Source organism: Mesorhizobium sp. M2E.F.Ca.ET.219.01.1.1 (genome assembly GCF_004016445.2).
Classification (GTDB): domain Bacteria; phylum Pseudomonadota; class Alphaproteobacteria; order Rhizobiales; family Rhizobiaceae; genus Mesorhizobium.
In genome coordinates, this window is record NZ_SADT02000005.1 from 32,966 (window position 1) to 55,882 (window position 22,917).

A 22,917-nucleotide genomic window follows, 5' to 3' on the forward strand; every position below is an offset into this window, starting at 1 on the left:
TCTCTCTCGCCGGCTATGTTTCCGCTGCCGGCGCCGGCATGCGAGGTCGAATGATCATCGCCGATCCGCCGTCTCTTTGGCCGATATGCCGGCAAAGTTCCAGTCCTCTTCGTTAAGCCAATCTTCACCCTGTGGCGGCACGGTTGCACTCCTGCGGCGATGTTTCGAGTACCGCGGCGGCGCCACAAGCGCCCAGGCAACAAGCCCGCGCTTCACGGCGCGGGCTTTTCGTTTTGAGTAGCCGGCCAGATCTTTGTTTTTGCCCAATTTTAAGCGGACAGGAAACAAATTACCGCGCCAGCCAGCCGCCATCGACCGGTACCACCGCGCCATGCATATAGTCCGACGCCCGCGCCAGCAGGAAAACGGCCGCGTCGCCGATGTCGTCGGGCCGTCCCCAGCGTCCGGCGGGGATACGTCCGAGGATGGCCGCGCTTCGCTCGGGATCGGCGCGCAGCGCCTCGGTGTTGTTGGTCTCGATATAGCCCGGCGCGATGCCGTTGACGTTGATGCCTTTCGCCGCCCACTCGCAGGCGAGCAGCCTTGTGAGGCCAAGCACCCCGTGCTTCGAGGCTGTGTAGGAGGCGACGCGGATGCCGCCCTGGAAGCTCAGCACCGAGGCTATGTTGACGATCTTGCCGCGCCGGCCCGGTTCAGCAAGCACGCGCCTCGCAAAACCTTGGCTGAGCCGAAAGACCGTCTTCAGGTTGACGTCCATCACCTCGTCCCAATCGGCCTCGCTCAGGTCGACCGCGTCGGCACGCCGGATGATGCCGGCATTGTTGACTAGCCCATCGAGCGGGCCGCTCCCGTCCCAGACCCGGTCGAGCATCGCGGCGGCCCCGGCCGGATCGCCGAGATCGGCCTGCACCGCTTCGAAGCTGCCGCCCGCGGCCGCGACCTTGCCGGCCGTGTCGTCCATCGCCGAGCGGCCGACGCCGACGACCAGGCCGCCGGCGCGCGCGACCGACATGGCGATGCCTTGCCCGATGCCGGTGTTGGCGCCGGTGACGAGGATGCGCTTGCCCGTGAGGCTGAAGGGGGAAAGATCGCTCAAGCTCGTTCTGCCTTTCGCGCCGCTCGAAGGATTGGTCGTTCCGTGGCTCGCCCCCTTCACAGGCGATACGCCTTCTTGGCAAGTGTATAGGCCAACTCCGCGGCGAGCTCATGCGCCTCGTCCTCGCGCAGCCGATGCTCGGCCACCAGCCGCGCCAGGAAGGCGCAATCGACGCGGCGGGCAACGTCGTGCCTGGCTGGGATCGACGGAAAGGCGCGCGTGTCGTCGTTGAAGCCGACGGTGTTGTAGAAGCCTGCCGTCTCCGTGGTCATCTCGCGAAAGCGTCGCATCCCTTCCGGGCTGTCGTGGAACCACCAGGCCGGCCCCAGCTTCAGCGCCGGATAGACGCCGGCGAGCGGCGCCAGCTCGCGCGCATAGCTCGACTCGTCGAGCGTGAACAGGATGACCGTGAGGTCGCGTTCCAGCCCGACGCAGTCGAGCAGCGGCTTCAGCGCCGTCACATAATCCGTGCGGGTCGGGATATCGAAGCCCTTGTCGCGGCCGAATTTCTGGAAGACGGAAGGTGAATGATTGCGCCATGACCCGGGGTGGATCTGCATCACCAGGCCGTCGTCACGGCTCATCTTGGCCATTTCGGTCAGCATCTGCGCCCTGAACAGCCGCCGCTCGCGCTCGTCGTCGGAGCCGCGGCGGATACGGTTGAACAGCTCCTCGGCCGCCGCGTCGGAGAGATTGGCGGTCTCGGCGGTCGGATGGCCATGGTCGGACGAGGTAGCGCCGAACTCCTTGAAATAAGCGCGGCGCTTCCGATGCGCATCGAGATAGCCGGTCCAGCTGCCGGTATCGCAGCCGGTGATGTCGCCGAGGCGATTGAGATTGGCCGAAAACCCTTCGAAATCGGGATCGACCACCGCGTCCGGCCGGTAGGCCGTGACGACGCGGCCGCTCCAGCCGCTGTCGCGGATCATCCGGTGCCATTTGAGATCGTCGAGAGCGCCCTCGGTCGTGGCGATCACCTCGATGTTGAAGCGCTCGAACAGCGCGCGCGGACGATAGTCGTCGCGCTCAAGCAACGCGGCGATCCTATCGTAGGTGCGGTCGGCGCTGGCTGCCGTGAGTGGCTCCTCGATGCCGAACAGATGCGCGAACACATGGTCCAGCCAGAGCCGGGTCGGCGTGCCGCGGAAGAGATAGTAATGCTCGGCGAAGCGCCGCCAGATCGTCCGCCCGTCAGTCTCGACCGGCGCGCCATCGAGCGTCGGCACGCCGAGTTCTTCCAGCCGCACGCTCTGGCTGAACAACATGCGAAGGATGTAATGATCGGGCACGATGAGCAGCTGTGCGGGGTCCGGAAACGGCTCGTTGAGCGCATACCAGCGCGGGTCGGTATGACCGTGCGGGCTGACGATGGGCAGGTCTTTCACGCCGGTGTAAAGGGCGCGGCCCAGCGCGCGCGAATTCGCCTCGGGCGCAAGCAGCAGATCGGGATCGGTCAATGGGGCCACTTGGCTCCTCCCGGATTGCGTTGGACCATGATCTCGAACCGAAGGTCGGCGAACGCAAAAAGCGGGAACCGGTTTTCGGAAAAGATCATGCTCCGACAAAGAGTTAGATCGCAATGGCGATTCAACGAGACGTCATTCTGACCTGTCAGAGCGATGTCAACATAAAAAACGATCGGTAGCATGGCGGCTCTCGAAAGCAACGCAGCCATTGTGCGCGCCGACCTCGGATGTTACGTCGCTGCCATCGTTTTTCGCCCGACCATCAGGCGGGCAACCCGATCGGAGACTTCGCTTCCCATGAACGGTCGCCTGTCCAACGTCGCCATCGCGAAGCTGCCGGCCGAAGTCCTGGTTCCTCGCTACGCCCCCATTTCTGTCACGCCCGGCATCGTCCATCTTGGCGTCGGCGCCTTCCACCGCGCCCACCAGGCGGCCTATGTCGACGCCTGCCTGGCGGATGGCGAGAGCAATTGGGGCATCGTCGGCGTCTCGCTGCGCAGCCCCGACACGCGCGACGCGCTCAAGCCACAGGATGGGCTCTATACGCTGGCGATCAGGGACAGCGCCGGCGAACAGCTGCAGGTGATCGGCTCGATCCAGTCCTTGCTCGTCGCCCCGGAAGACCCTGGAGCGGTGCTCGCCGCGCTGACCGACCCGCGCATCCGTATCGTGACGCTCACCATCACCGAAAAGGCCTATCTCAGGGCAGCCGATGGCAATCTCGACGGCGGGCACCCCGATATCGTCCACGACCTCGCCAATCCCGGATCGCCGAAAACGGCGCATGGGTTTCTCGCCGAATCGCTTGCGCGTCGTCGCGCCGCCGGGACTCCGCCCTTCACGGTGCTCTGCTGCGACAACCTTCCGGCCAACGGCGCCACCCTGCACCAGCTGCTCATCGAATTCGCGAAGCTGCGCGATGCCGATCTCGGCCGCCATGTCGCCGACGACGTCGCCTTCCCGTCTTCCATGGTCGACCGCATCGTGCCGGCGACGACGGATACCGACCGGGCGCGCATCGGTCAACAGCTCGGCGTCGAGGACGCCTGGCCGGTGATGACCGAGCCGTTCCGGCAATGGGTCGTCGAGGACCGTTTCCCGGCGGGCCGACCGGCCTGGGAGAGATTCGGCGTCACCATGGTCGAGGATGTCGGCCCCTTCGAGGATATGAAGCTGAGGCTGCTCAACGGGGCCCATTCAGGTATCGCCTATCTCGGCCTGCTCAGCGGCCATGCCACCGTCGATCGTGCCTTTGCCGATCCGGCAATAAGGCAGTTCGTCGACCGGCTTTGGGCCGAGGCCATTCCGACGCTGCCGCAGGATGCGGGGCTCGACCCGATCCCCTACACGGCCGAGCTCGCAGATCGGTTCTCCAACACCGCGCTCGCCCACCGTACCGCGCAGATCGCCAATGACGGCAGCCAGAAGCTGCCGCAACGCATCGTCGCCTCCGCCCTTGCGAGGCTGGAGGCGGGTCTGCTGCCGGAGCATCTGTCGCTGGTCGTCGCTGCCTGGATCGCCGCCTGCGCCGCGCGCGGCAGCAGCTTGCCGGAAGGTCATTTCACTGATCCGCTCGATGCCGCCCTCGGCGAGCTGTTCGGCCGCAATCTGCCGACGGCGACAATGGCCGAAGCCGTGTTCGACCTCGCCGGCTTCGCCATAGGCCACACGGAGCGCCAAAGGTTGATCGAGTTTGTCGCCACGCATCTGGTCCATTTCGAGCAGGGCGGTCCGAAGCTGGCCCTTGCCGCACTCGGCATTGGCGACGAGCCACCCAGGCTGGCCGATTAGCTACTCGCCCGCCGAGCCGCCGGGGATTGGGCCCCAAGCAGTGCGAAACTGGTCTCGCAACACCAAACAAAAAAGCGGGGCAAGCCCGCTTTTTCAATCTCACATTTTCAACAACGATCAGGCCGGCAGCAACGCGCCTTCCAGCGTGGTGAGCTGGGCGAGGAACTGCTCGGCGCGGCTGCGCGCCACGTCGTCCTTGGCGTCGGCGGCGTCTTCCTTGGCGTCCTGGATGCGACGCGCGAGGTCGGCGCGGTCGATGTCGTTCACATGCACGGCCGATTCGGCGAGCAGCGTGCAGCCGGACGGCAGGATGTCGGCGAAACCGCCGAACACGACATAACGGTCTTCCTTGCCGCCCGCGGCCTTCACCGTGACGACGCCGGGCTTGATGGTGGTCATGACCGGCGCGTGCTGCGCCATCACCGTCATCTCGCCTTCGGCGCCCGGAATGACCACGGACTCGACCTGCTCGGAAACGAGCAGCCGCTCCGGCGAGACCAGTTCGAACTTGAAAGCTTCAGCCATGCCAATCTAGCGAGTAGGGAATAGCGAGTAGCGAGTAGTGAAGGACCCAAACGGTCCAGGTCACATCTGCTATTCCCTACTCACTACTCCCTACTCCCTATTCGCTTGAATTACGCCGCTTCAGCCGCGAGGCGCTGTGCCTTCTCGACCGCCTCGTCGATGCCGCCGACCATGTAGAAGGCGGCTTCCGGCAGGTGGTCGTAGTCACCGGCGCAAAGGCCCTTGAAGCCCTTGATGGTGTCGGCGAGGTCGACCAGCTTGCCCGGCGATCCAGTGAACACTTCGGCGACGAAGAACGGCTGCGACAGGAAGCGCTCGATCTTGCGGGCGCGGGCAACCGTCTGCTTGTCTTCTTCAGACAGCTCGTCCATGCCCAGGATGGCGATGATGTCCTGCAGCGACTTGTAGCGCTGAAGGATCGACTGCACCTGCCGGGCGACCTGGTAGTGCTCTTCGCCGACGACCATCGGGTCGAGCATGCGCGAGGTCGAGTCGAGCGGATCGACGGCCGGGTAGATGCCCTTTTCCGAGATCGCGCGGTTGAGCACGGTCGTCGCGTCAAGGTGAGCGAAGGAGGTCGCCGGCGCCGGGTCGGTCAAGTCGTCGGCCGGCACGTAGATCGCCTGCACCGAGGTTATCGAGCCCTTGGTCGTCGTCGTGATGCGCTCCTGCAGCGCGCCCATGTCGGTGGCCAGCGTCGGCTGGTAACCCACGGCGGAAGGAATACGGCCGAGCAGCGCCGACACTTCCGAGCCAGCCTGCGTGAAGCGGAAGATGTTGTCGACGAAGAACAGCACGTCCTGGCCCTGGTCGCGGAAATATTCGGCGACGGTGAGGCCGGTCAGGCCGACGCGGGCACGCGCGCCCGGCGGCTCGTTCATCTGGCCGTAGACCAGCGCGGCCTTGGAGCCCTGGCCGCCGCCCTTCTTGTTGACGCCCGATTCGATGAACTCGTGATAAAGGTCGTTACCTTCGCGGGTGCGCTCGCCGACACCGGCGAACACCGAGAAGCCGCCGTGAGCCTTGGCGACGTTGTTGATCAACTCCTGGATCAGCACGGTCTTGCCGACACCGGCGCCGCCGAACAGGCCGATCTTGCCGCCGCGGGCGTAAGGCGCGAGCAGGTCGAGAACCTTGATACCGGTGACCAGGATCTGCGCTTCCGTCGACTGGTCGACATAGGCTGGGGCCGGCTGGTGGATGGCGCGCAGCTCGACGCCGTCGACCGGACCGGCCTCGTCCACCGGCTCGCCGATGACGTTGATGATGCGGCCGAGCATGCCTGGACCCACCGGAACCGAGATCGGCGCGCCGGTATCATAGACGTCCTGGCCGCGGACCAGGCCTTCGGTCGAGTCCATGGCGATGCAGCGCACGGTGTTCTCGCCGAGATGCTGTGCGACCTCGAGCACCAGGCGGTTGCCGACATTGTCGGTTTCCAGCGCGTTCAGAATGGCCGGCAGATGATCTTCGAACTGCACGTCGACGACGGCGCCGATGACCTGGCGGACCTTGCCGGCGGCGCCGACGCGCTTGGCCGCGACGCTGGCCGCCGAAGCCGCGGCCTTGGCCGGAGCGGCCGCCTTCTTCGCCGGAGCGGCGGCCTTCGCGGCTGCTGCCGGGGCCTTTGCCGCCTTCGGGGCCGATGCCTCCTTGGCCGCGGTCTTCGGGGTAGCTGCTTTCGCCATCGTCTTTGCCCTTTTCGTCTATCCGTTGTTCACGCTGCCCGCTGGGACATTGTCCCCACGCGCGCGCCTAGAGCGCCTCGGCGCCCGAAATGATTTCGATCAGTTCCTTGGTGATCTGCGCCTGCCGCTGGCGGTTGTAGGTGATCGACAGCCTGTTGATCATGTCGCCGGCATTGCGCGTCGCATTGTCCATCGCGCTCATCTTGGCGCCCATCTCGCCGGCCGCGTTTTCCAAGAGCGCGCGGAAGATCTGCACGGCGATGTTGCGCGGGATGAGGTCGGAGAGGATCTCGCCCGGCTCCGGCTCGTATTCGTAGACGGCGGTGGCGCCGTTGCCGGCATCGGCAGTGGCCGAGGCCTGAGCCGCCGGGATGACCTGCTGTGCTGTCGGGATCTGGCTGATCACCGACTTGAACTGCGAATAGAACAGCGTGCAGATGTCGAAGCCACCCTCGTTGAAGAGGTGGATGACCTTGCGCGCGATCGCATCGGCGTTGACGAAGCCGAGCGTCTTGACCTCGCGCAGGTCGACGCGCTCGAGGATCAGCGAGCCGTAGTCGCGACGCAGTATGTCGAAACCCTTCTTGCCGACGCAGATGATCTTGACCTGCTTGCCGTCGGCGAGCAGCCGGCGGATGTGGTCGCGGGCAAGGCGCGCGATCTGCGAGTTGAAGCCGCCGCACAGGCCGCGCTCGGCGGTGCAGACGATGAGCAGATGCACATCGTCCCTGCCGGTGCCGGTCATCAGCGCCGGGGCATCGCCGCCACCGCCGATCGCCTGGGTGATGTTGGCCAGAACCGCGCCCATGCGCTCGGAATAGGGCCTGGCTGCTTCCGCCGCTTCCTGCGCGCGACGCAGCTTCGCCGCGGCGACCATCTGCATCGCCTTGGTGATCTTCTGCGTCGCCTTGACCGAGGCGATGCGATTACGAAGGTCTTTTAACGAAGCCATGCTTCAAACCTGATCCCGTGCGTCCGGCTTCTTCTTAGGCGAAGGTCTTGGCGAAAGCGTCGATTTCCGCCTTCAGCTTGGCGCGCAGATCGTCCGACAGCGCCTTCTCCTTGCGGATGCCGTCGAGCACGTCCTTGCCGGCCGAGCGCATGTGGCTGAGCAGGCCATGCTCGAACTTGCCGACCTGGTTGAGCGGCAGCTTGTCGAGATAGCCATTGACGCCGGCGAAGATCACCGCGACCTGCTCTTCCGTCTTGAGCGGCGAGAACTGCGGCTGCTTGAGCAGCTCCGTCAGGCGCGAACCGCGGTTGAGCAGGCGCTGCGTGGCGGCGTCGAGGTCGGAGCCGAACTGCGCGAAGGCCGCCATTTCGCGGTACTGCGCGAGCTCGCCCTTGATCGAGCCTGCGACCTGTTTCATCGCCTTGACCTGCGCCGACGAGCCGACGCGCGACACCGACAGGCCGACATTCACCGCCGGGCGGATGCCTTGGAAGAACAGGTTGGTCTCGAGGAAGATCTGGCCGTCGGTGATCGAGATCACGTTGGTCGGGATGTAGGCCGACACGTCGTTGGCCTGCGTCTCGATGACCGGCAGCGCGGTCAGCGAACCGGCGCCGTTGTCGTCATTGAGCTTGGCGGCGCGCTCCAGCAAGCGCGAGTGCAGGTAGAAGACGTCGCCCGGATAGGCTTCGCGGCCCGGCGGGCGGCGCAGCAAGAGCGACATCTGGCGATAGGCGACGGCCTGCTTCGACAGGTCGTCATAGCTGATCAGCGCATGCATGCCGTTGTCGCGGAAATACTCGCCCATGGTGCAGCCGGCGAACGGCGCCAGGAACTGCATCGGCGCCGGATCGGAAGCGGTGGCGGCAATGATGATGGAGTAGTCGAGCGCGCCGCGCTCTTCCAGCACCTTCACGAACTGCGCGACGGTCGAGCGCTTCTGGCCGACGGCGACGTAGACGCAGTAGAGCTTTTCCTTTTCCGGACCGTTGTCGTGCACCGACTTCTGGTTCAGCATCGTGTCGAGGATGATGGCGGTCTTGCCGGTCTGGCGGTCGCCGATGACCAGCTCGCGCTGGCCGCGGCCGACCGGGATCAACGCGTCGATGGCCTTGAGGCCGGTCGACATTGGCTCATGCACCGACTTGCGCGGAATGATGCCGGGCGCCTTGACGTCGACGCGCTTGCGCTCAGTCGCCTTGATCGGGCCCTTGCCGTCGATCGGGTTGCCGAGCGCGTCGACGACGCGGCCAAGCAGGCCGGGGCCGACCGGAACGTCGACGATGGCGCCGGTGCGCTTGACGGTGTCGCCTTCCTTGATGTCGCGGTCGTTGCCGAAGATGACGACGCCGACATTGTCGGCTTCGAGGTTCAGCGCCATGCCGCGGATGCCGCCCGGGAACTCGACCATCTCGCCGGCCTGGACATTGTCGAGGCCGTAGACGCGGGCGATGCCGTCACCGACGGACAGAACCTGACCGACTTCGGAGACCTCGGCCTCCTTGCCGAAATTCTTGATCTGGTCTTTCAGAATTGCGGAAATTTCCGCGGCGCGGATGTCCATCAGCCGACCTCTTTCAGTGCAAGCTTGAGCGAATTGAGTTTGGTTTTGAGCGACGTATCGATCTGGCGCGAGCCCATCTTGACGATCAGGCCGCCGAGCAGCGACGGATCGACGGTCATGGCGATGGCCACGTCCTTGCCGGCGATGCTCTTCAGCGTCGCCTTCAGTTCAGTCTGCTGCGCGGCCGTCAGCGCATGCGCCGAGGTGACCTCGGCGGACGCCTCGCCGCGATGGTCGGCGGCGATCTGGCGAAATGCCTTGATCATGCCGGGCACCGCGAACAGGCGACGGTTCCTGGCGACGACGCGCAGGAAATTGCCGACGAGACCGGTAATACCTGCCTTGCCAACGATGGCTGCGATGGCCTTGGCCTGGTCCTCGCTGGAGAACACCGGGCTGTTGATCAGCCGCTTGAGATCGTCGCTGTCGTTGAGCATCGCCTCGAAGCCGGCGAGGTCGGCCTCGACCTTGGCGACTGAATTTTCCTGCAGAGCAAGCTCGAACAGCGAGCCTGCGTAGCGTTCTGCGACAGCTGAGATTGGCGATGACGATTGGGCCACGGACCGTCTTTTCTCTTGTCTGACAGGCCGCAGATTGTTGGCGCGAGCGAGAACTCTGGCTAAATCTTTGACCTTACTGCATTTTTCCGAGCACGGAGGCGCGGCTTCCGCTATCCCCGGTCGAAAGTCGATTGCCGTCTAGCACAGGCTTTTTAAGACCGCAATGCATCGTCCGGCATGGTTTTCAGGCACTTTTGTCGCATCAGGCGGTGAAGGCCAAGCTCAAGCGCCGAATTCACGGCACGAAGCCGAAGGCAAAGGCCAGCGGCAGCGCCGCCAGCGCCAATTCAACCACGATCGAAACCCAGTTGAAAGGGGTGTTGGCGCCGTCCGACATCATCGACAGCAGCCGGCCGAAGGCGGTGAACAGCCAGGAGAAGCCCAGCGCCATGTAGAGCAGCGGCTGCGCGAGCAGGATGCAGCACAGGCTGACGCCGAGATAGAAGCCCGACATGCGGCCGCGCCCTTCGGCGATGGCCGCCGCTTTCTCCGGCCTTGGCTGCAGGCGCAGCACGCGAAACGCAAGCCCCGGCGCCAGGAACAGGAAGAGGCCGAGGACCAGTGTCACGACGGCGCTCGACCAGGCCAGCCATTCGCCCTGGCTCGCGGGCCACGGAAACGCAAAGTCCATAAGGTCCCCCTCGTAAAGTCTTGTTCTGAAATTGCCGGCATTCTAGCGGAGGAAAATGGGCACGCCAGATGGCCGCCGGCACATTAGAAAAGAAGCATCAGACGAGCGGCCGGTCACGACAGCGCGAAGTCGATGGCGGCCTCGGCATGGATGCGCGTCGTGTCGAAGACCGGAATGTCGAAATCGCCCTGGCCGATCAGCATGGTGATCTCGGTGCAGCCCATGATGACACCGTCCACCTGGTCGGCGCGCCGCATCCGGCCGACCTCGTCGAGATAGGCGGATTTCGAATCGGGTTTGACGATGCCCTGGCAGAGCTCGTCATAGATCACCTTGTGCACCATATCGCGGCCGGCCTGATCGGGCACGATCGGCTGCAGGCCATATTTGTCAGTAAGCCGCCCCTTATAGAAATCCTGCTCCATGGTGAAGCGCGTCGCGAGCAGCGCCGGCCGCTTCACACCGGCTTCAACCACGACGCGCCCGGTAGCGTCGGCGATATGGATGAGCGGGACCGATACCGCAGCCTGCACCGCGTCGGCCAGCTTGTGCATGGTGTTGGTGCAAATCACCAAGCCCTCGGCGCCTCCAGCCTCCAGCTTGCGCGCGGCTTCCACCAGAAGCGCGCCGGCGCCCTCCCAGTCGCCCGCATGCTGCCGTTCGGCGATCTCGGCGAAATCGAACGACCACAACAACAGCTTCGCAGAATGCAGCCCGCTCAGCCGCTCGCGCACGATCTCGTTGAGCAGGCGATAATAGATCGCCGTCGATTCCCAGCTCATGCCGCCGATGAGGCCAAGGGTTTTCATGAGCGACTGTTCCCTTTCCTGGGCGATTCCCGATACTATGAGCACATGAGACCACAAGGAGGTCGTCGTGAGAACCATTCAGCTTGGGTTGGCCAAGGCAGGGCTCTCGGCAATCGTCGAGGCCGCGGGAAACGGCGAGCCAACCATTATCACAAGACGCGGCAAGCCGACTGCCATGGTTGTCCCGGTTGATGAAGGGCGAAAGCTTTATCCGCAAGGCGGCCAGAAAAACTTCGCGGACCTTTTGCTTAAATATCCCGGCGGAATCGAATTTGAGCGAAATGAAGCGCCGTCGCGAGATGTCGAATTTTAAGCTGCGCTAGACGCGCCTCACCCGCAATCGAGAGCACACCTCACAAAAAGCTCTGTGGATCAATGTCGACCTGGACGCGAACCGAGCCGCGCAACTTCGGCCCTTCGGCCAACATGGCCCGGATAAAACCCTGCATGTCGGCGCGCCGCTCGCCCTGCACCAGGAGGCGGAAGCGATGCCGTCCGCCGATCAGCGACAATGGCGCCTCGGCTGGGCCGAGCACGAACAAGTCCGAAGCCTGGGGCGCTGCGCGCCGCAGGCCGCGCGCATGGCCCTCGGCTTCGCCTCGCGTCGCGGCGCTCACGATGATGCCGGCGAGCCTACCGAACGGCGGCAGTCCTGCCCGCTCGCGTTCGGCGATCTCGCGCTCGTAAAAGGCTTCCGAATCGCCGGAGACGATGGCCCGCATCACCGGATGGTCGGGCTGGTAGGTCTGGAGCAGGCCAAGGCTTTTCTTGCCGGTGCGGCCGGCGCGGCCCGTCACCTGGCTGAGCAGCTGGAAGGTGCGCTCGGCGGCGCGCGGATCGCCATTGGCAAGCCCGAGATCGGCGTCGACCACGCCGACCAGCGTCATGCCCGGGAAATTATGTCCCTTGGCGACAAGCTGCGTGCCGATGACGATATCGGCCTCGCCATTGGCGACGGCCTCGAGTTCGAGCCGCAGCCGGCGCACGCCACCCAGTAGATCCGACGACAAAACGATGGTGCGCGCATCCGGGAAATGCCCCACCACTTCCTCGGCAATGCGCTCGACACCCGGCCCGCAGGCCACGAGGTGGTCGAGCGTGCCGCATTCGGGACAGGCCTCCGGCCGCCGCTCATTGTGACCGCAATGATGGCAGACGAGTTGGCCGCGAAAGCGATGCTCGACCAGCCAGGCCGAACAGACCGGGCAGCCGAAGCGATGGCCGCACACCCGGCAGAGCGTCAGCGGCGCGTAGCCGCGCCGGTTGAGGAAGAGCAGCGACTGCTCTTGTCTTTCCAGCGTGCGCTGCATCTGTTCAAGCAGGAGCGGCGACAGGAAGCCGCCGCGAGCCGGCGGCGAACGCCGCATGTCGATCGACTTCAGGCCGGGAAGTGCGGCTTCCGCGAAGCGCGACGACAGCACGGCCCGGTCGTAGCGGCCTTGGCTGGCGTTGACCCGGCTTTCCACGGACGGCGTGGCCGAGGCGAGCACGACGGGAAAGCCGCCGATAAGGCCGCGCACCACCGCCATGTCGCGCGCATTATAAAAGACGCGATCCTCCTGCTTGTAGGCGGGATCGTGCTCCTCGTCGACGACGATCAGGCCGAGTTCCTTGAACGGCAGGAACAGCGCCGAACGCGCGCCGGCGACGACGCGCACGCCGCCTTCGGCCACCTGCCGCCAGACGCGTTCGCGCATCCGCGGCGGCAGGTCGGAATGCCACTCCGCCGGCTTGGCGCCGAACCGGTCCTGGAAGCGTTCGAGGAAGGCATGGGTCAACGCGATTTCCGGTAGCAGGATCAGCACTTGCTTGCCCTTGTCGAGGGCCGCCGCAACCGCTTCGAAATAGACTTCCGTCTTGCCCGACCCGGTGACGCCGTCGAGCAGGGTGACGTTGAAGGCTTCGGCAGCGATTGCCGCGCGCAGCTTCTCCGCCGCAGCTTCCTGGTCTGGCATCAATTCCGGCAATGCGTGAGAGGGGTCGGGCGCCGCCACCACCGGGCGCGGCGGGATCATCACCGTCTCGAACACGCCCTGCGCCCGCAGGCCATCGATCACGGTCGAGGAGACGCCCGCCGCGTGCGCCAGCCCCGAGCGTGTCCAGGCCAGCCCGCCTTCGGCCGTCTCCAGCACGCGCCGCCGCGCGTCCGTCAACCGGTCCGGCTCGGCCAGCGTGCGCTGCAATCCCTCGATCCAAGGCTCCGGGTCGAAAGCCTCCGGGGCGCGCAGCAGCATGCGGGCCACCATGCCGGGGGCAGACAGTGTGTATTGCGCGATCCAGTCGACGAAGCGGCGCATTGCCTTGTCGATCGGCGGACAATCGAACACCTCCTCGATCGGCCGCAATTTCTTCGCATCGACCGTCTCGACCGCGCCGTCCCAGACGATGCCCGCGACCTGGCGCGGCCCGAGCGGCACGCGCACGATCGAGCCCGGCACCACGCGCATGCCGGGCGGCACGGCATAGGTGTAGGGCCGTTCGGCCGGCATCGGCACCAGCACGGGCGCGGCTGCGACAAAGGGCGAATCTTCCATCATGAGGCGTGACCTTGCCCCGACTTTGCTCTAGATCAAAGGGGACCCTCTTATGTGCCTGGCCGACGCCGGGCGGATCCCCAAGGAGACAGCCATGAAGTTTTTTGTCGACACCGCTGACATCAAGGAAATTAAGGAGCTGCACGATCTGGGGCTTCTCGACGGCGTCACCACCAACCCGTCGCTGATTCTGAAATCGGGCGGCAAGATCGCCGAAGTCACCAAGCAGATCTGCGACATTGTCGAAGGCCCGGTCTCGGCCGAGGTCGTGGCGACCGAATTCAATCAGATGATGGCCGAGGCCGAGGTGCTGGCCAAGATCGCGCCGAATGTCTGCATCAAGGTGCCGCTGACGCTGGACGGCCTGAAGGCCTGCAAGACGATCCGCACCGAGATGAAGCGCATGGTCAACGTCACGCTCTGCTTCTCGGCCAACCAGGCGCTGCTTGCCGCCAAAGCTGGCGCCTCCTTCATCTCGCCCTTCGTCGGCCGTATCGACGACACCGGGTCGGACGGCATGGAGCTGATCTCGGAAATCCGCACCATCTACGACAATTACGATTTCAAGACCGAGATCCTGACCGCCTCGGTGCGCACGGTGAACCACGTCAAGCAGGCGGCGTTGATCGGCGCCGACGTCGTGACCGCGCCGCCAGCGACGCTGAAGGCGCTTGTCAACCATCCGCTGACCGACAAAGGCCTCGCCGCCTTCCTCGCCGACTGGGCCAAGACCGGCCAGAAGATCGGCTGACGCCGACACTCTCAGCAGAAACAAAAAAGGCCGGGCGACCGGCCTTTTTTGTTTCAAACGGCGCGCGAAGGCGTGCCGAGATTCAGGTCAGGCCGAGCCGAGAACGGTGGTTTTCGAGAACCGGAGCGGAGCGTACTGAAGTACCTGAGCACCGGAAGCGGAGAAAACCGCCGTTCGCAGGCCGGCCTCACCTGAATATCGGTACGGCTCTAGGCTTTCTTGCCGTGCCTGGTCAGATCCTGCGCGATCGACAGCCGCAGCAGGTCGGCAAGCTCGCGCGCCGCGCGGTTCTCGGCGTCGATCTGTGCCCGGTAGGCCGCGAATTCCTGGCGCGGCCGGTCGAAGGATGAGGGAATCGAGCGCTTGCCGACGGCGATCACCGTGTTGGTCGCGGTATCGCGCAGCACGTAATTGGCCGTCAGCGTGACCGTGCCCGCCGTCGGCTCGTCTTCCTGCGTCTGCACCTGCACGATGGCCGCCGATTCGACCAGCTCGGTGACGCCGAGGTCGAGCGAGTAGGACGGCGAGGCCGGCTCGCCCGAGCCTTGCCCGAAAGCGAAGATCAGATTGTTGCGCACCTGCTGCGCGTAGCGCGTCTTGACCGGCTTGATCGAGATCGAGGCCAGCTCGGCGGACGCGCTGAGCTGCGATCCGGGCGAGAGCGGCTGGTTGGAATAGAGCGGCCGCACGGTGCAGGCCGAGACCAGCGCCAGAGCGGCGACCATGCCGCAAATCGCCAAGCGGCCGCGCCGGCGGGGCGCTTGTGACTTCACCGGATCAGGCAACGACATTGACGATCCTCTGCGGGACGATGATCACCTTGCGCGGAGCCTTACCTTCCAGTGCTTTTTGCACGAAGTCGAGAGCCAGCACCGCTTTTTCGACGGCACCTTGATCCGCGTCGCGGGCAATTGTCAAATCCCCGCGCTTCTTGCCGTTCACCTGCACCGGCAGCACGATCTCGTTGTCGACGACCAGCGCCGGATCGTAGACCGGCCAGGGCCGCTCGGCGACCATCTCCGTGCCGCCCAGCGCCTCCCAGCATTCCTCCGCCAGATGCGGCATGACCGGCGCGATGATGTGCACCAGGATCTCCACCGCCTCGCGGCAGGCGCCCTTCAGCGCCGCGTCGGCCTTGCCCTCGGCAACGTCGTTGAGCGGCGTCGCTAGCGCATTGGCGAGCTCGTAGATGCGGGCGATCGCACGATTGAAGCCGAGCTTCTCGATGTCCTCGCCGACCGCCTTCAGGATCTTGTGCGCCGCCTTGGAAATGGCACCCGCCTCGCCGTCCTTCGCCGCCGCCGGCTTCACGCCGGGCAGAGATTCGGCGGCGATCTGCACCAGGCGCCAGATGCGCTGGACGAAACGGTGCGCGCCGGCGGCGCCATCGTCGGTCCATTCGACGTCGCGTTCCGGCGGCGAGTCCGACAGCATGAACCAGCGCGCCGTGTCGGCGCCGTAACCGTCGGTGATCTCTTCGGGGCTCACCGTGTTCTTCTTCGACTTCGACATCTTCTCCAGCGCGCCGACCGTCGCCTCCTCGCCGGTGGCGATCTCGACGGCGCGGCGCTTGCCGTTGACGTCCTCGAGCCTGACCTCGCTCGGCGACAGCCAGCGTCCGTTGTTCGACGGGCCGCCGACACGGTAGGTTTCGTGCACCACCATGCCTTGCGTGAACAGGCCCTTGAACGGCTCGGCGAGGTTCAGGTGCCCGGTCTCGCGCATGGCGCGGGTGAAGAAGCGCGAATAGAGCAGGTGCAGGATCGCGTGCTCGATGCCGCCGATATACTGGTCGACGGCCAGCCATTCGTCGGCCGCTTTCGGCTCGGTCGGCTCATTCGCCCAGGGCGCGGTGAAGCGCGCGAAATACCACGACGAATCAACGAAAGTGTCCATCGTGTCGGTCTCGCGCCGCGCGTCGCGGCCGCATTGCGGGCACTTCACATGCCGCCAGGTCGGGTGACGGTCGAGCGGATTGCCCGGACGATCGAACTCGATGTCGTCGGGCAGCCTCACCGGCAGATCGGCTTTCGGCACCGGCACGACGCCGCAGGCTTCGCAATGGATCATCGGGATCGGGCAGCCCCAGTAGCGCTGGCGCGAAATGCCCCAGTCGCGCAGGCGGAAATTCACTTTGCGCTCCGCCATCGGCCGGCCGCCGATCGTCTTCTGCTCCAGCAGCCTCGCCACTTCGCTGAAGGCCTTTTCGGGCTTCATGCCGTCGAGGAAGCGCGAATTGATCATCACGCCATCGTCGACATAGGCCTCCTCGATGACCTGGAAGGTCTTGGCGTCGCCGTCTTCCGGCATCACCACCGGGATCACCGGCAGGCCGTATTTGTTGGCGAAGTCGAGGTCGCGCTGGTCGCCCGACGGGCAGCCGAAAATGGCGCCGGTGCCGTATTCCATCAGCACGAAATTGGCGACATAGACCGGCAGCGTCCAATTCTCGTCGAACGGGTGGACGACGCGGATGCCAGTGTCGAAACCCTTCTTCTCGGCCGTCTCCAGCGCCGCCACCGAGGTGCCCATATGGCGGACCTCCTCGATGAACTTGGCCAGCTCAACATTGCTTTCGGCGGCCTTCCTGGCCAGCGGATGGTCGGCGGCGACCGCCATGAAGGAAGCGCCGAAGATGGTGTCGGGCCGGGTCGTGTAGACTTCCAGCTCATGCGCATCGCCAACCGGTTTTGCCAGCGGCCAGCGGATCAGCAGGCCTTCGGAGCGGCCGATCCAGTTGTGCTGCATCAGCTTGACCTTCTCCGGCCACTCTTCGAGCAGGTTGAGCGAATCCAGCAGATCCTGCGCGAAGTCGGTGATCTTGAAGAACCACTGCGTCAGCTCGCGCTGTTCGACCAGCGCGCCCGAGCGCCAGCCTCGGCCGTCGATGACCTGCTCGTTGGCGAGCACGGTCATGTCCTCCGGATCCCAGTTGACCTTGGAGGATTTGCGCGTCACCAGCCCCTTCTCGACAAAGTCGAGGAACAGCATCTGCTGGCGGTGATAGTAGTCGACGTCGCAGGTCGCGAATTCGCGCGCCCAGTCGAGCGACAGGCCCATCATCTTCAGCTGCTCGCGCATCACCGCGATGTTTTCGTAGGTCCAGTCCTTGGGATGGACCTTGTTTTGCATGGCGGCGTTTTCGGCCGGCATGCCGAAGGCGTCCCAGCCCATCGGATGCAGCACGTTAAAACCCTTGGCGCGCTTGTAGCGCGCCACCACGTCGCCCATCGTGTAGTTGCGGGTATGGCCGATATGGATCTTGCCCGACGGATAGGGGAACATCTCGAGCACGTAGTATTTCGGCTTCGGATCGTCGTTGCGAGCCTCGAATAGCTTCTTTTCGGCCCAGGCCTTCTGCCATTTGGGCTCTGACGTGCGCGGATTGTATCGTTCAGTTGCCATCGGATGTTTTTCACTTAAAAGCAGGTGCGCGGTGCTGGATCAGGGCGTGTTGATATTCAGGTCAGGCCGAGCCGAAAATGGCGGGTTCCGAGAACCGGAGCGGAGCGTACTTAAAGTACGTGAGCACCGGAAGCGCAGGAAACCGGCATTTGCAGGCCGGCATCACCTGAATATCGACACGCCCAGGCCGGCAGCCGAGACAATGTCGTCGCGGTGTTCACCATGGATTGCCGGACCCGTCAACTGTGGCGATCCGGCCCGGCCATGAAAACTATAGGCAGGATAGTGGCATGACGAGCGCCGTGGAGCAGCTTCAAGCGGTCAAGGCGAGGATCGCAAGCGCCGAACGCGAGGCAAGGCGCGAGCCCGGCACTGTGATGCTGGTTGCGGTGTCGAAGACCTTCGCGGCCGAGGATGTCCGTCCCGTCATCGAAGCGGGCCAGCGCGTCTTCGGCGAGAACCGCGTGCAGGAAGCCCAGGGAAAATGGCCGGCGCTGAGAGAGGCATTCCCCGATCTGGAGCTACATCTGATCGGCCCGCTGCAGTCCAACAAGGCCAAGGAAGCGGTGGCGCTGTTCGACGTCATCGAGACCGTCGACCGCGAGAAGATCGCCGCGGAGCTTTCAAAGGAAATGACTCGGCAGGGCCGGGCGCCAAAACTCTATGTCCAGGTCAACACCGGCTCCGAGCCGCAAAAGGCAGGCATCGAGCCGCGCGAGGCGGTCGCCTTCGTCGAGCGCTGCCGCGAGGCGCATGGTCTCGCCATCGAAGGTCTGATGTGCATACCGCCGGCCGATGAGAATCCCGGCCCGCATTTCGCGCTGCTGGAAAAGCTTGCCCGCGAGGCCGGCGTCGAAAAGCTCTCGATGGGCATGTCCGGCGACTACGAGACCGCGATCGCCTTTGGCGCGACCAGCGTCAGGGTCGGATCGGCGATCTTCGGCAGCCGGTGACGCCGTCACCCGCTGCCTTTCGCTGGAGTTGATTGATAATCCGCTGCTGCCGCGTTATATCTAGCCAAGCTAGCTAGGAGCTGCGTATGAACTGGCATCTTCAGGACGCGAAGAACAATTTTTCCAAAGTGGTCCAGCGCGCGCGAACCGAGGGGCCGCAGACCGTGACGCTTCGGGGCGAACGGGCTGCAGTCGTGCTGTCCGTGGAGGATTACGACCGCCTGGCCGGGAACAAGAAATCGCTCGCTGAATATCTTCTTACCGGTCCCGGATGGGACGATGAGTTTGATAAGGAAATCACCCGGCGCTCGGATACGATGATCCGGGACGTCGACCTCTGATGTATCTGCTCGATACGAACATTGTTTCAGACGCGCAAAGGCGGCTGCCAAAGCCGACCGCCTGGATAGCTTCGATCGATCCGGCGTCGATCAACCTTAGTGTCATTACACTGGGTGAGATCGAGCGAGGAATCGTCAAACAGCGCAAGATCGACCCTGAAAGGGCGGCTCGGCTCGATATCTGGCTGCGAGAACTTCGAAGAGACAATACGGACCGCATTCTCGCGATCACGGAGGAGGTCGCCCTTGCCTGGGGTCGCATAACGGCGGGACGCACACGGGGGAGCGCCGACTCGCTTATTGCGGCGACCGCCCTCGTGCACGACCTGATCCTGGTCACGCGAAACGTCGCCGACTTCGAGGGCGTCGGTGTCACAGTCCTCAATCCCTGGGAAGTCTGACCGTTCTGGGATCCGCCGGCGGGCAACTTCACGCCAAGTTGACCACCGTGGTTGTGCCAGCGCTTGAAACGAAACGGTCCGTTCCTATTTGCCTGTTGTCATTCAATCCTTCTCTCGGGAAATCTCACCATGCGCTACAACCAGCTCGGCAACACCGGCCTGTTCGTTTCCGAACTCTGCCTCGGCACCATGACCTTCGGCGCCGCCGGCGAGAATGCTCAATGGGGGCTGATCGCCAGCCTCGACCAGAAGGGCGTCAACGAGATCGTCGCCCGCTCGATCGCCGCCGGCGTCAATTTCTTCGACACGGCGGATGTCTATTCCTTCGGCCAGTCCGAGCAGCTGCTGGGACAGTCGCTCAAGGACCTCGGTGTAAAACGTTCGGACGTCATCATCGCCACCAAGGTGCATGGCGCCATGGGCAACGGGCCAAACGAACGCGGCTCCTCGCGCGGCCACATCATGGATTCGGTCGACGCCAGCCTGAAGCGGCTGCAGCTCGATCATATCGATCTCTATCAGTTGCACGGCACCGATACGGTGACGCCGATCGACGAGACGCTGCGCGCGCTCGACGATCTCGTCGCCGGCGGCAAGGTGCGCTATGTCGGCGTCTCCAACTGGCAGGCCTGGCGCATCGCCAAGGCGCTGGGCATTGCCGAGCGCAAGGGTTTTGCCCGCTTCGAGACCATCCAGTCCTACTACTCGATCGCCGGCCGCGATCTCGAGCGCGAGATCGTGCCTTTGATCAATGAAGAGAAGCTCGGCCTGATGGTCTGGTCGCCGATGGCCGGTGGGCTGCTTTCCGGCAAATACGGTCCCGGCGCGCCGGGTAACGGCGAAGGCCGCCGCGCTTCCTTCAATTTCCCGCCGGTCAACGAGGATCGTGCCTGGGCGGCGGTCGCCATCATGCGCGAGGTGGCGAACAAACATAATGTCAGCGTCGCCACGGTGGCGCTGGGCTATGTGCTGGCAAAACCTTTCGTCATGAGCGTCATCATCGGCGCCAGCCGCATGGATCAGCTCGAGCAGAACCTAGCCGCGACCGGTCTGAAGTTTGATGCTGATGACCTCGCCAAGCTGGATGAGGTGAGCGCGCTGCCCGCCGAATATCCCGGCTGGATGCTGGAGCGGCAGAGTGCCGGCCGGCGCCCGGCGCCTTTCGTGCCGAAAGCGTGATCCGCCTTCAAATGGGCTGGCTTTTCGGAGCCGCGCGTCCCTGAACGCGCGGCTTTCCGTTTCAGAGACGCACGTTCTCCGCAAGAAAGTCGAGAAAGGCCCGCACCCGGGCCGGCAGGTGCTTGCCCTGGCCGACATAGACGGCGTGCGTCGGCTCCTCGTCGCCAGGATTGAACGCCTCCAGCAACGGTACGAGCCGCCCGGCGGCGATGTCGGGCTCGACATGCCAGCGCGCCAGTCTTGCGATGCCTGCTCCGGCCAATGTCGTCAGCCGCATCGCCTCGCCGTCGCTCACCGTCGAATTGCCAACGATCGGAACCACGACTGGTGTGCCTTTCGCATCCACGAACGGCATGCCGTCGATATGACGCACGAAGCCGAACGCCAGCAGATTGTGGCGGGCCAATTCGGCCGGTGTCTGGGGCGTGCCGCGCGCTTCCAGATAGGCGGGCGCCGCGACCACCACCATCGGGCTCTGGCCGAGCTTGCGCGCCACCAGCCGTGATTCGCGCAGCGGCCCGGCGCGGATCGCAATGTCGGCGCGCTCCTCCATCAGGTTGATGACGCTGTCTGTCAGCACCGCCTCGACCGAGATTTCCGGGTAGCGCTCGAGGAAACGCGGCAACAGCGGCATCAGCCGGTGCTGGCCGAACGGCACATAGGAGTTGACCCTCAGCCTGCCGCGAGGCGTGGCGCCTGCTGCCGCCTCGCGTTCCGCCGCATCGAGATCGGCAAGGATACGCAAGCCGCTGTCATGAAAAGCCGCACCCTCGGGCGTCAGCTGCAGCTTGCGTGTCGAGCGGCTGACCAGCCGCGCGCCGAGCCGTGCCTCCAGCCGCGCGATCAGCTTGCTCACCGCCGAGGGCGTCATGCGCAAGGCCCGCGCTGCCGCTGAGAAGCTGCCTGCCTCGGCGACGCGGACGAACACTTCGATTTCGCCGGAGCGGTTGATTTCGGGTCTCGCCATTCGTGAATCTATTTCACAGAAAATATGCCTTATGCAAGGCTGGTTCACAGCTCGACGGATCACGATCTTCCGGTCCAGGGGCGCGGGATTAAGCGTCCCTTTCCTGATCAACCGGACCGCAGCCATGCCCCTTGCTCTCTATGCCCTCACCGCCGGCGCCTTCGGCATCGGTGTCACCGAATTCGTCATCATGGGCCTGCTGCTCGATGTCAGCGCCGATCTCGGCGTCTCGATCTCGGCCGCGGGCCTGCTCATTTCCGGCTACGCGCTGGGTGTCGTCGTCGGCGCGCCGCTGCTTGGCGCCTTGACCGGCCGCCTGCCGCGCAAGACCTTGCTGCTTGCGCTCATGGTGGTCTTCACCGTGGGCAACCTGGCCTGCGCGCTGGCGCCCGACTACTGGACGCTGATGGCGGCGCGTGTGCTCACCGCCTTCGCCCACGCCTCCTTCTTCGGCGTCGGCTCCGTCGTCGCCACCAGCCTGGTCGCGCCCAACCGGAAGGCCTCGGCCATCGCGCTGATGTTCACCGGCCTCACCGTCGCCAACATCCTCGGCGTGCCCTTCGGCACCTGGCTCGGCCAGGCCTATGGCTGGCGCTCGACCTTTCTGGCCGTCACGCTGGTCGGCGTCATCGCCTTTGCGGTGATCGCGCTTCTCGTGCCGCGCGACGAACCGGCCGCAGCGGACGACGAGGAAAGCTCCGAAGGCACGCTCGCCGTGCTCGGCCGCCGGGCGGTGCTGCTCGGCCTTCTGACCACGGTGCTGAGCTGGGTCGGCGTCTTTGCCGCCTTCACCTATCTGGCGCCGATCCTGACCCGCGTCGCCGGCTTTTCCGAGGGAGCCGTCTCGCCGATCCTGCTCGTCTTCGGCGGCGGGCTGGTCGTCGGCAACCTGCTTGGCGGGCGCCTCGCCGACCGTCATCTGGTGCCGACGGTCGTCGGCACGCTGGTCGCGCTGTCGGCGGTGCTGTTCGTCATGACCGCGGCGATCCATCAGCCGATCGCGGCGATCATTGCCGTGGGCCTGCTTGGTGCTGCCGCCTTCGCCACTGTCGCGCCGCTGCAGATGTGGGTGCTGGAGAAGGCCAAGGGCGCCGGCCAGGGCCTGGCCTCCTCCTTCAACATCGCCGCCTTCAATCTCGGCAACGCCATCGGCGCCTGGCTCGGCGGCTTCGTCATCGACCACGGCCCCGGCCTCGGCGCCGTCCCCCTCGTCGCCGGCCTGGTGCCGATCGCCGCGCTCGGCGTGGTGCTCATGGCGCTGCGTCTCGAACGCGGCCAAGCGATCGGCGAGCCCGTCACGGCGCAGTGCTGATCGCTGATCCCTTCGACATCCAATCAGGAGA

At 64.9% G+C, this 22,917-nt stretch carries 22 protein-coding genes; 8 read left to right on the forward strand and 14 right to left on the reverse strand.

The window, feature by feature from the left end:
• Positions 1-54 precede the first annotated feature (54 nt).
• The 3 genes from EN862_RS23115 to uxaC are packed head-to-tail and all read right to left on the reverse strand — an operon-like array spanning position 55 to position 2,523.
• Positions 55-312: a hypothetical protein gene (locus tag EN862_RS23115; RefSeq protein WP_127865873.1), complete on the reverse strand. Its 258-nt coding sequence runs from the start codon at positions 310-312 to the stop codon at positions 55-57.
• Positions 290-1,057 (reverse strand): 2-dehydro-3-deoxy-D-gluconate 5-dehydrogenase KduD, encoded by a 768-nt coding sequence (gene kduD / locus EN862_RS23120; RefSeq protein ID WP_127865874.1) that lies wholly within the window; start codon positions 1,055-1,057, stop codon positions 290-292. The genes EN862_RS23115 and kduD overlap by 23 nt, the downstream gene beginning before the upstream one ends.
• Positions 1,058-1,113: 56 nt before the next feature.
• The gene (gene uxaC, locus EN862_RS23125; RefSeq protein WP_127865875.1) at positions 1,114-2,523 is read right to left on the reverse strand and encodes a glucuronate isomerase; all 1,410 of its coding nucleotides are present in this window, start codon (positions 2,521-2,523) and stop codon (positions 1,114-1,116) included.
• 297 nt (positions 2,524-2,820) lie between these two features.
• Here uxaC and EN862_RS23130 point away from each other — a divergent pair, with 297 nt between their 5' ends.
• A complete protein-coding gene (locus EN862_RS23130) occupies positions 2,821-4,314 on the forward strand; it encodes a mannitol dehydrogenase family protein (RefSeq protein WP_127865876.1) in 1,494 nt (497 codons plus the stop codon).
• Between the two features lie 117 nt (positions 4,315-4,431).
• Here the strand turns inward: EN862_RS23130 and EN862_RS23135 are convergent, their stop codons facing one another.
• The 7 genes from EN862_RS23135 to EN862_RS23165 all read right to left on the reverse strand — a co-directional run bounded on the left by EN862_RS23135 (position 4,432) and on the right by EN862_RS23165 (position 11,043).
• The gene (locus tag EN862_RS23135) at positions 4,432-4,839 is read right to left on the reverse strand and encodes a F0F1 ATP synthase subunit epsilon (RefSeq protein ID WP_112128560.1); all 408 of its coding nucleotides are present in this window, start codon (positions 4,837-4,839) and stop codon (positions 4,432-4,434) included.
• A 110-nt stretch (positions 4,840-4,949) separates the two neighbouring features.
• On the reverse strand, positions 4,950-6,527 hold the full coding sequence (atpD, locus tag EN862_RS23140; RefSeq protein ID WP_127865877.1) for a F0F1 ATP synthase subunit beta: 1,578 nt from the start codon (positions 6,525-6,527) through the stop codon (positions 4,950-4,952).
• Between the two features lie 67 nt (positions 6,528-6,594).
• Positions 6,595-7,479 carry a F0F1 ATP synthase subunit gamma gene (locus EN862_RS23145; protein WP_127865878.1) on the reverse strand — a complete coding sequence of 295 codons (885 nt, stop codon included), beginning with the start codon at positions 7,477-7,479 and terminating at the stop codon, positions 6,595-6,597.
• A 34-nt stretch (positions 7,480-7,513) separates the two neighbouring features.
• Positions 7,514-9,043: a F0F1 ATP synthase subunit alpha gene (gene atpA / locus EN862_RS23150; RefSeq protein ID WP_127865879.1), complete on the reverse strand. Its 1,530-nt coding sequence runs from the start codon at positions 9,041-9,043 to the stop codon at positions 7,514-7,516.
• Positions 9,043-9,603, reverse strand: a complete 561-nt coding sequence (locus EN862_RS23155; protein WP_127865880.1) for a F0F1 ATP synthase subunit delta — start codon at positions 9,601-9,603, stop codon at positions 9,043-9,045. The genes atpA and EN862_RS23155 overlap by 1 nt, the downstream gene beginning before the upstream one ends.
• A 235-nt stretch (positions 9,604-9,838) precedes the next feature.
• A complete protein-coding gene (locus tag EN862_RS23160; RefSeq protein WP_095816594.1) occupies positions 9,839-10,234 on the reverse strand; it encodes a DUF4345 family protein in 396 nt (131 codons plus the stop codon).
• 113 nt (positions 10,235-10,347) lie between these two features.
• Positions 10,348-11,043, reverse strand: a complete 696-nt coding sequence (locus tag EN862_RS23165; RefSeq protein WP_127865881.1) for an aspartate/glutamate racemase family protein — start codon at positions 11,041-11,043, stop codon at positions 10,348-10,350.
• A 67-nt stretch (positions 11,044-11,110) separates the two neighbouring features.
• On the opposite strand from EN862_RS23165, the gene EN862_RS23170 reads away from it, so the two are divergent.
• On the forward strand, positions 11,111-11,356 hold the full coding sequence (locus EN862_RS23170) for a type II toxin-antitoxin system Phd/YefM family antitoxin (protein WP_127865882.1): 246 nt from the start codon (positions 11,111-11,113) through the stop codon (positions 11,354-11,356).
• 40 nt (positions 11,357-11,396) lie between these two features.
• Here the strand turns inward: EN862_RS23170 and EN862_RS23175 are convergent, their stop codons facing one another.
• Positions 11,397-13,580, reverse strand: a complete 2,184-nt coding sequence (locus tag EN862_RS23175; protein ID WP_127865883.1) for a primosomal protein N' — start codon at positions 13,578-13,580, stop codon at positions 11,397-11,399.
• 91 nt (positions 13,581-13,671) lie between these two features.
• Between EN862_RS23175 and fsa the strand changes: the two genes are divergently transcribed.
• Complete coding sequence (gene fsa, locus EN862_RS23180; protein ID WP_112128566.1) at positions 13,672-14,328, forward strand: fructose-6-phosphate aldolase; 657 nt, start codon at positions 13,672-13,674, stop codon at positions 14,326-14,328.
• 209 nt (positions 14,329-14,537) lie between these two features.
• Here the strand turns inward: fsa and lptE are convergent, their stop codons facing one another.
• Both lptE and leuS read right to left on the reverse strand, forming a co-directional pair.
• Positions 14,538-15,119 (reverse strand): LPS assembly lipoprotein LptE, encoded by a 582-nt coding sequence (gene lptE, locus EN862_RS23185; RefSeq protein WP_127865884.1) that lies wholly within the window; start codon positions 15,117-15,119, stop codon positions 14,538-14,540.
• On the reverse strand, positions 15,106-17,733 hold the full coding sequence (gene leuS / locus EN862_RS23190) for a leucine--tRNA ligase (RefSeq protein WP_127865885.1): 2,628 nt from the start codon (positions 17,731-17,733) through the stop codon (positions 15,106-15,108). Before leuS ends, lptE begins: the two co-directional genes overlap by 14 nt.
• Before the next feature lie 290 nt (positions 17,734-18,023).
• Here leuS and EN862_RS23195 point away from each other — a divergent pair, with 290 nt between their 5' ends.
• The 4 genes from EN862_RS23195 (at position 18,024) to EN862_RS23210 (ending at position 20,607) form a co-directional block, all read left to right on the forward strand.
• Positions 18,024-18,686 (forward strand): YggS family pyridoxal phosphate-dependent enzyme, encoded by a 663-nt coding sequence (locus EN862_RS23195; protein WP_127865886.1) that lies wholly within the window; start codon positions 18,024-18,026, stop codon positions 18,684-18,686.
• A gap of 86 nt (positions 18,687-18,772) precedes the next feature.
• A complete protein-coding gene (locus tag EN862_RS23200; protein WP_127865887.1) occupies positions 18,773-19,027 on the forward strand; it encodes a type II toxin-antitoxin system Phd/YefM family antitoxin in 255 nt (84 codons plus the stop codon).
• Positions 19,027-19,428, forward strand: a complete 402-nt coding sequence (locus tag EN862_RS23205; RefSeq protein WP_127865888.1) for a type II toxin-antitoxin system VapC family toxin — start codon at positions 19,027-19,029, stop codon at positions 19,426-19,428. The genes EN862_RS23200 and EN862_RS23205 overlap by 1 nt, the downstream gene beginning before the upstream one ends.
• 129 nt (positions 19,429-19,557) lie before the next feature.
• Complete coding sequence (locus EN862_RS23210; RefSeq protein WP_127865889.1) at positions 19,558-20,607, forward strand: aldo/keto reductase; 1,050 nt, start codon at positions 19,558-19,560, stop codon at positions 20,605-20,607.
• Positions 20,608-20,668: 61 nt separating this feature from the next.
• Here the strand turns inward: EN862_RS23210 and EN862_RS23215 are convergent, their stop codons facing one another.
• The gene (locus EN862_RS23215) at positions 20,669-21,574 is read right to left on the reverse strand and encodes a LysR family transcriptional regulator (RefSeq protein WP_127865890.1); all 906 of its coding nucleotides are present in this window, start codon (positions 21,572-21,574) and stop codon (positions 20,669-20,671) included.
• Between the two features lie 124 nt (positions 21,575-21,698).
• On the opposite strand from EN862_RS23215, the gene EN862_RS23220 reads away from it, so the two are divergent.
• On the forward strand, positions 21,699-22,886 hold the full coding sequence (locus EN862_RS23220; protein ID WP_127865891.1) for an MFS transporter: 1,188 nt from the start codon (positions 21,699-21,701) through the stop codon (positions 22,884-22,886).
• The last annotated feature ends 31 nt before the right edge of the window (positions 22,887-22,917 follow it).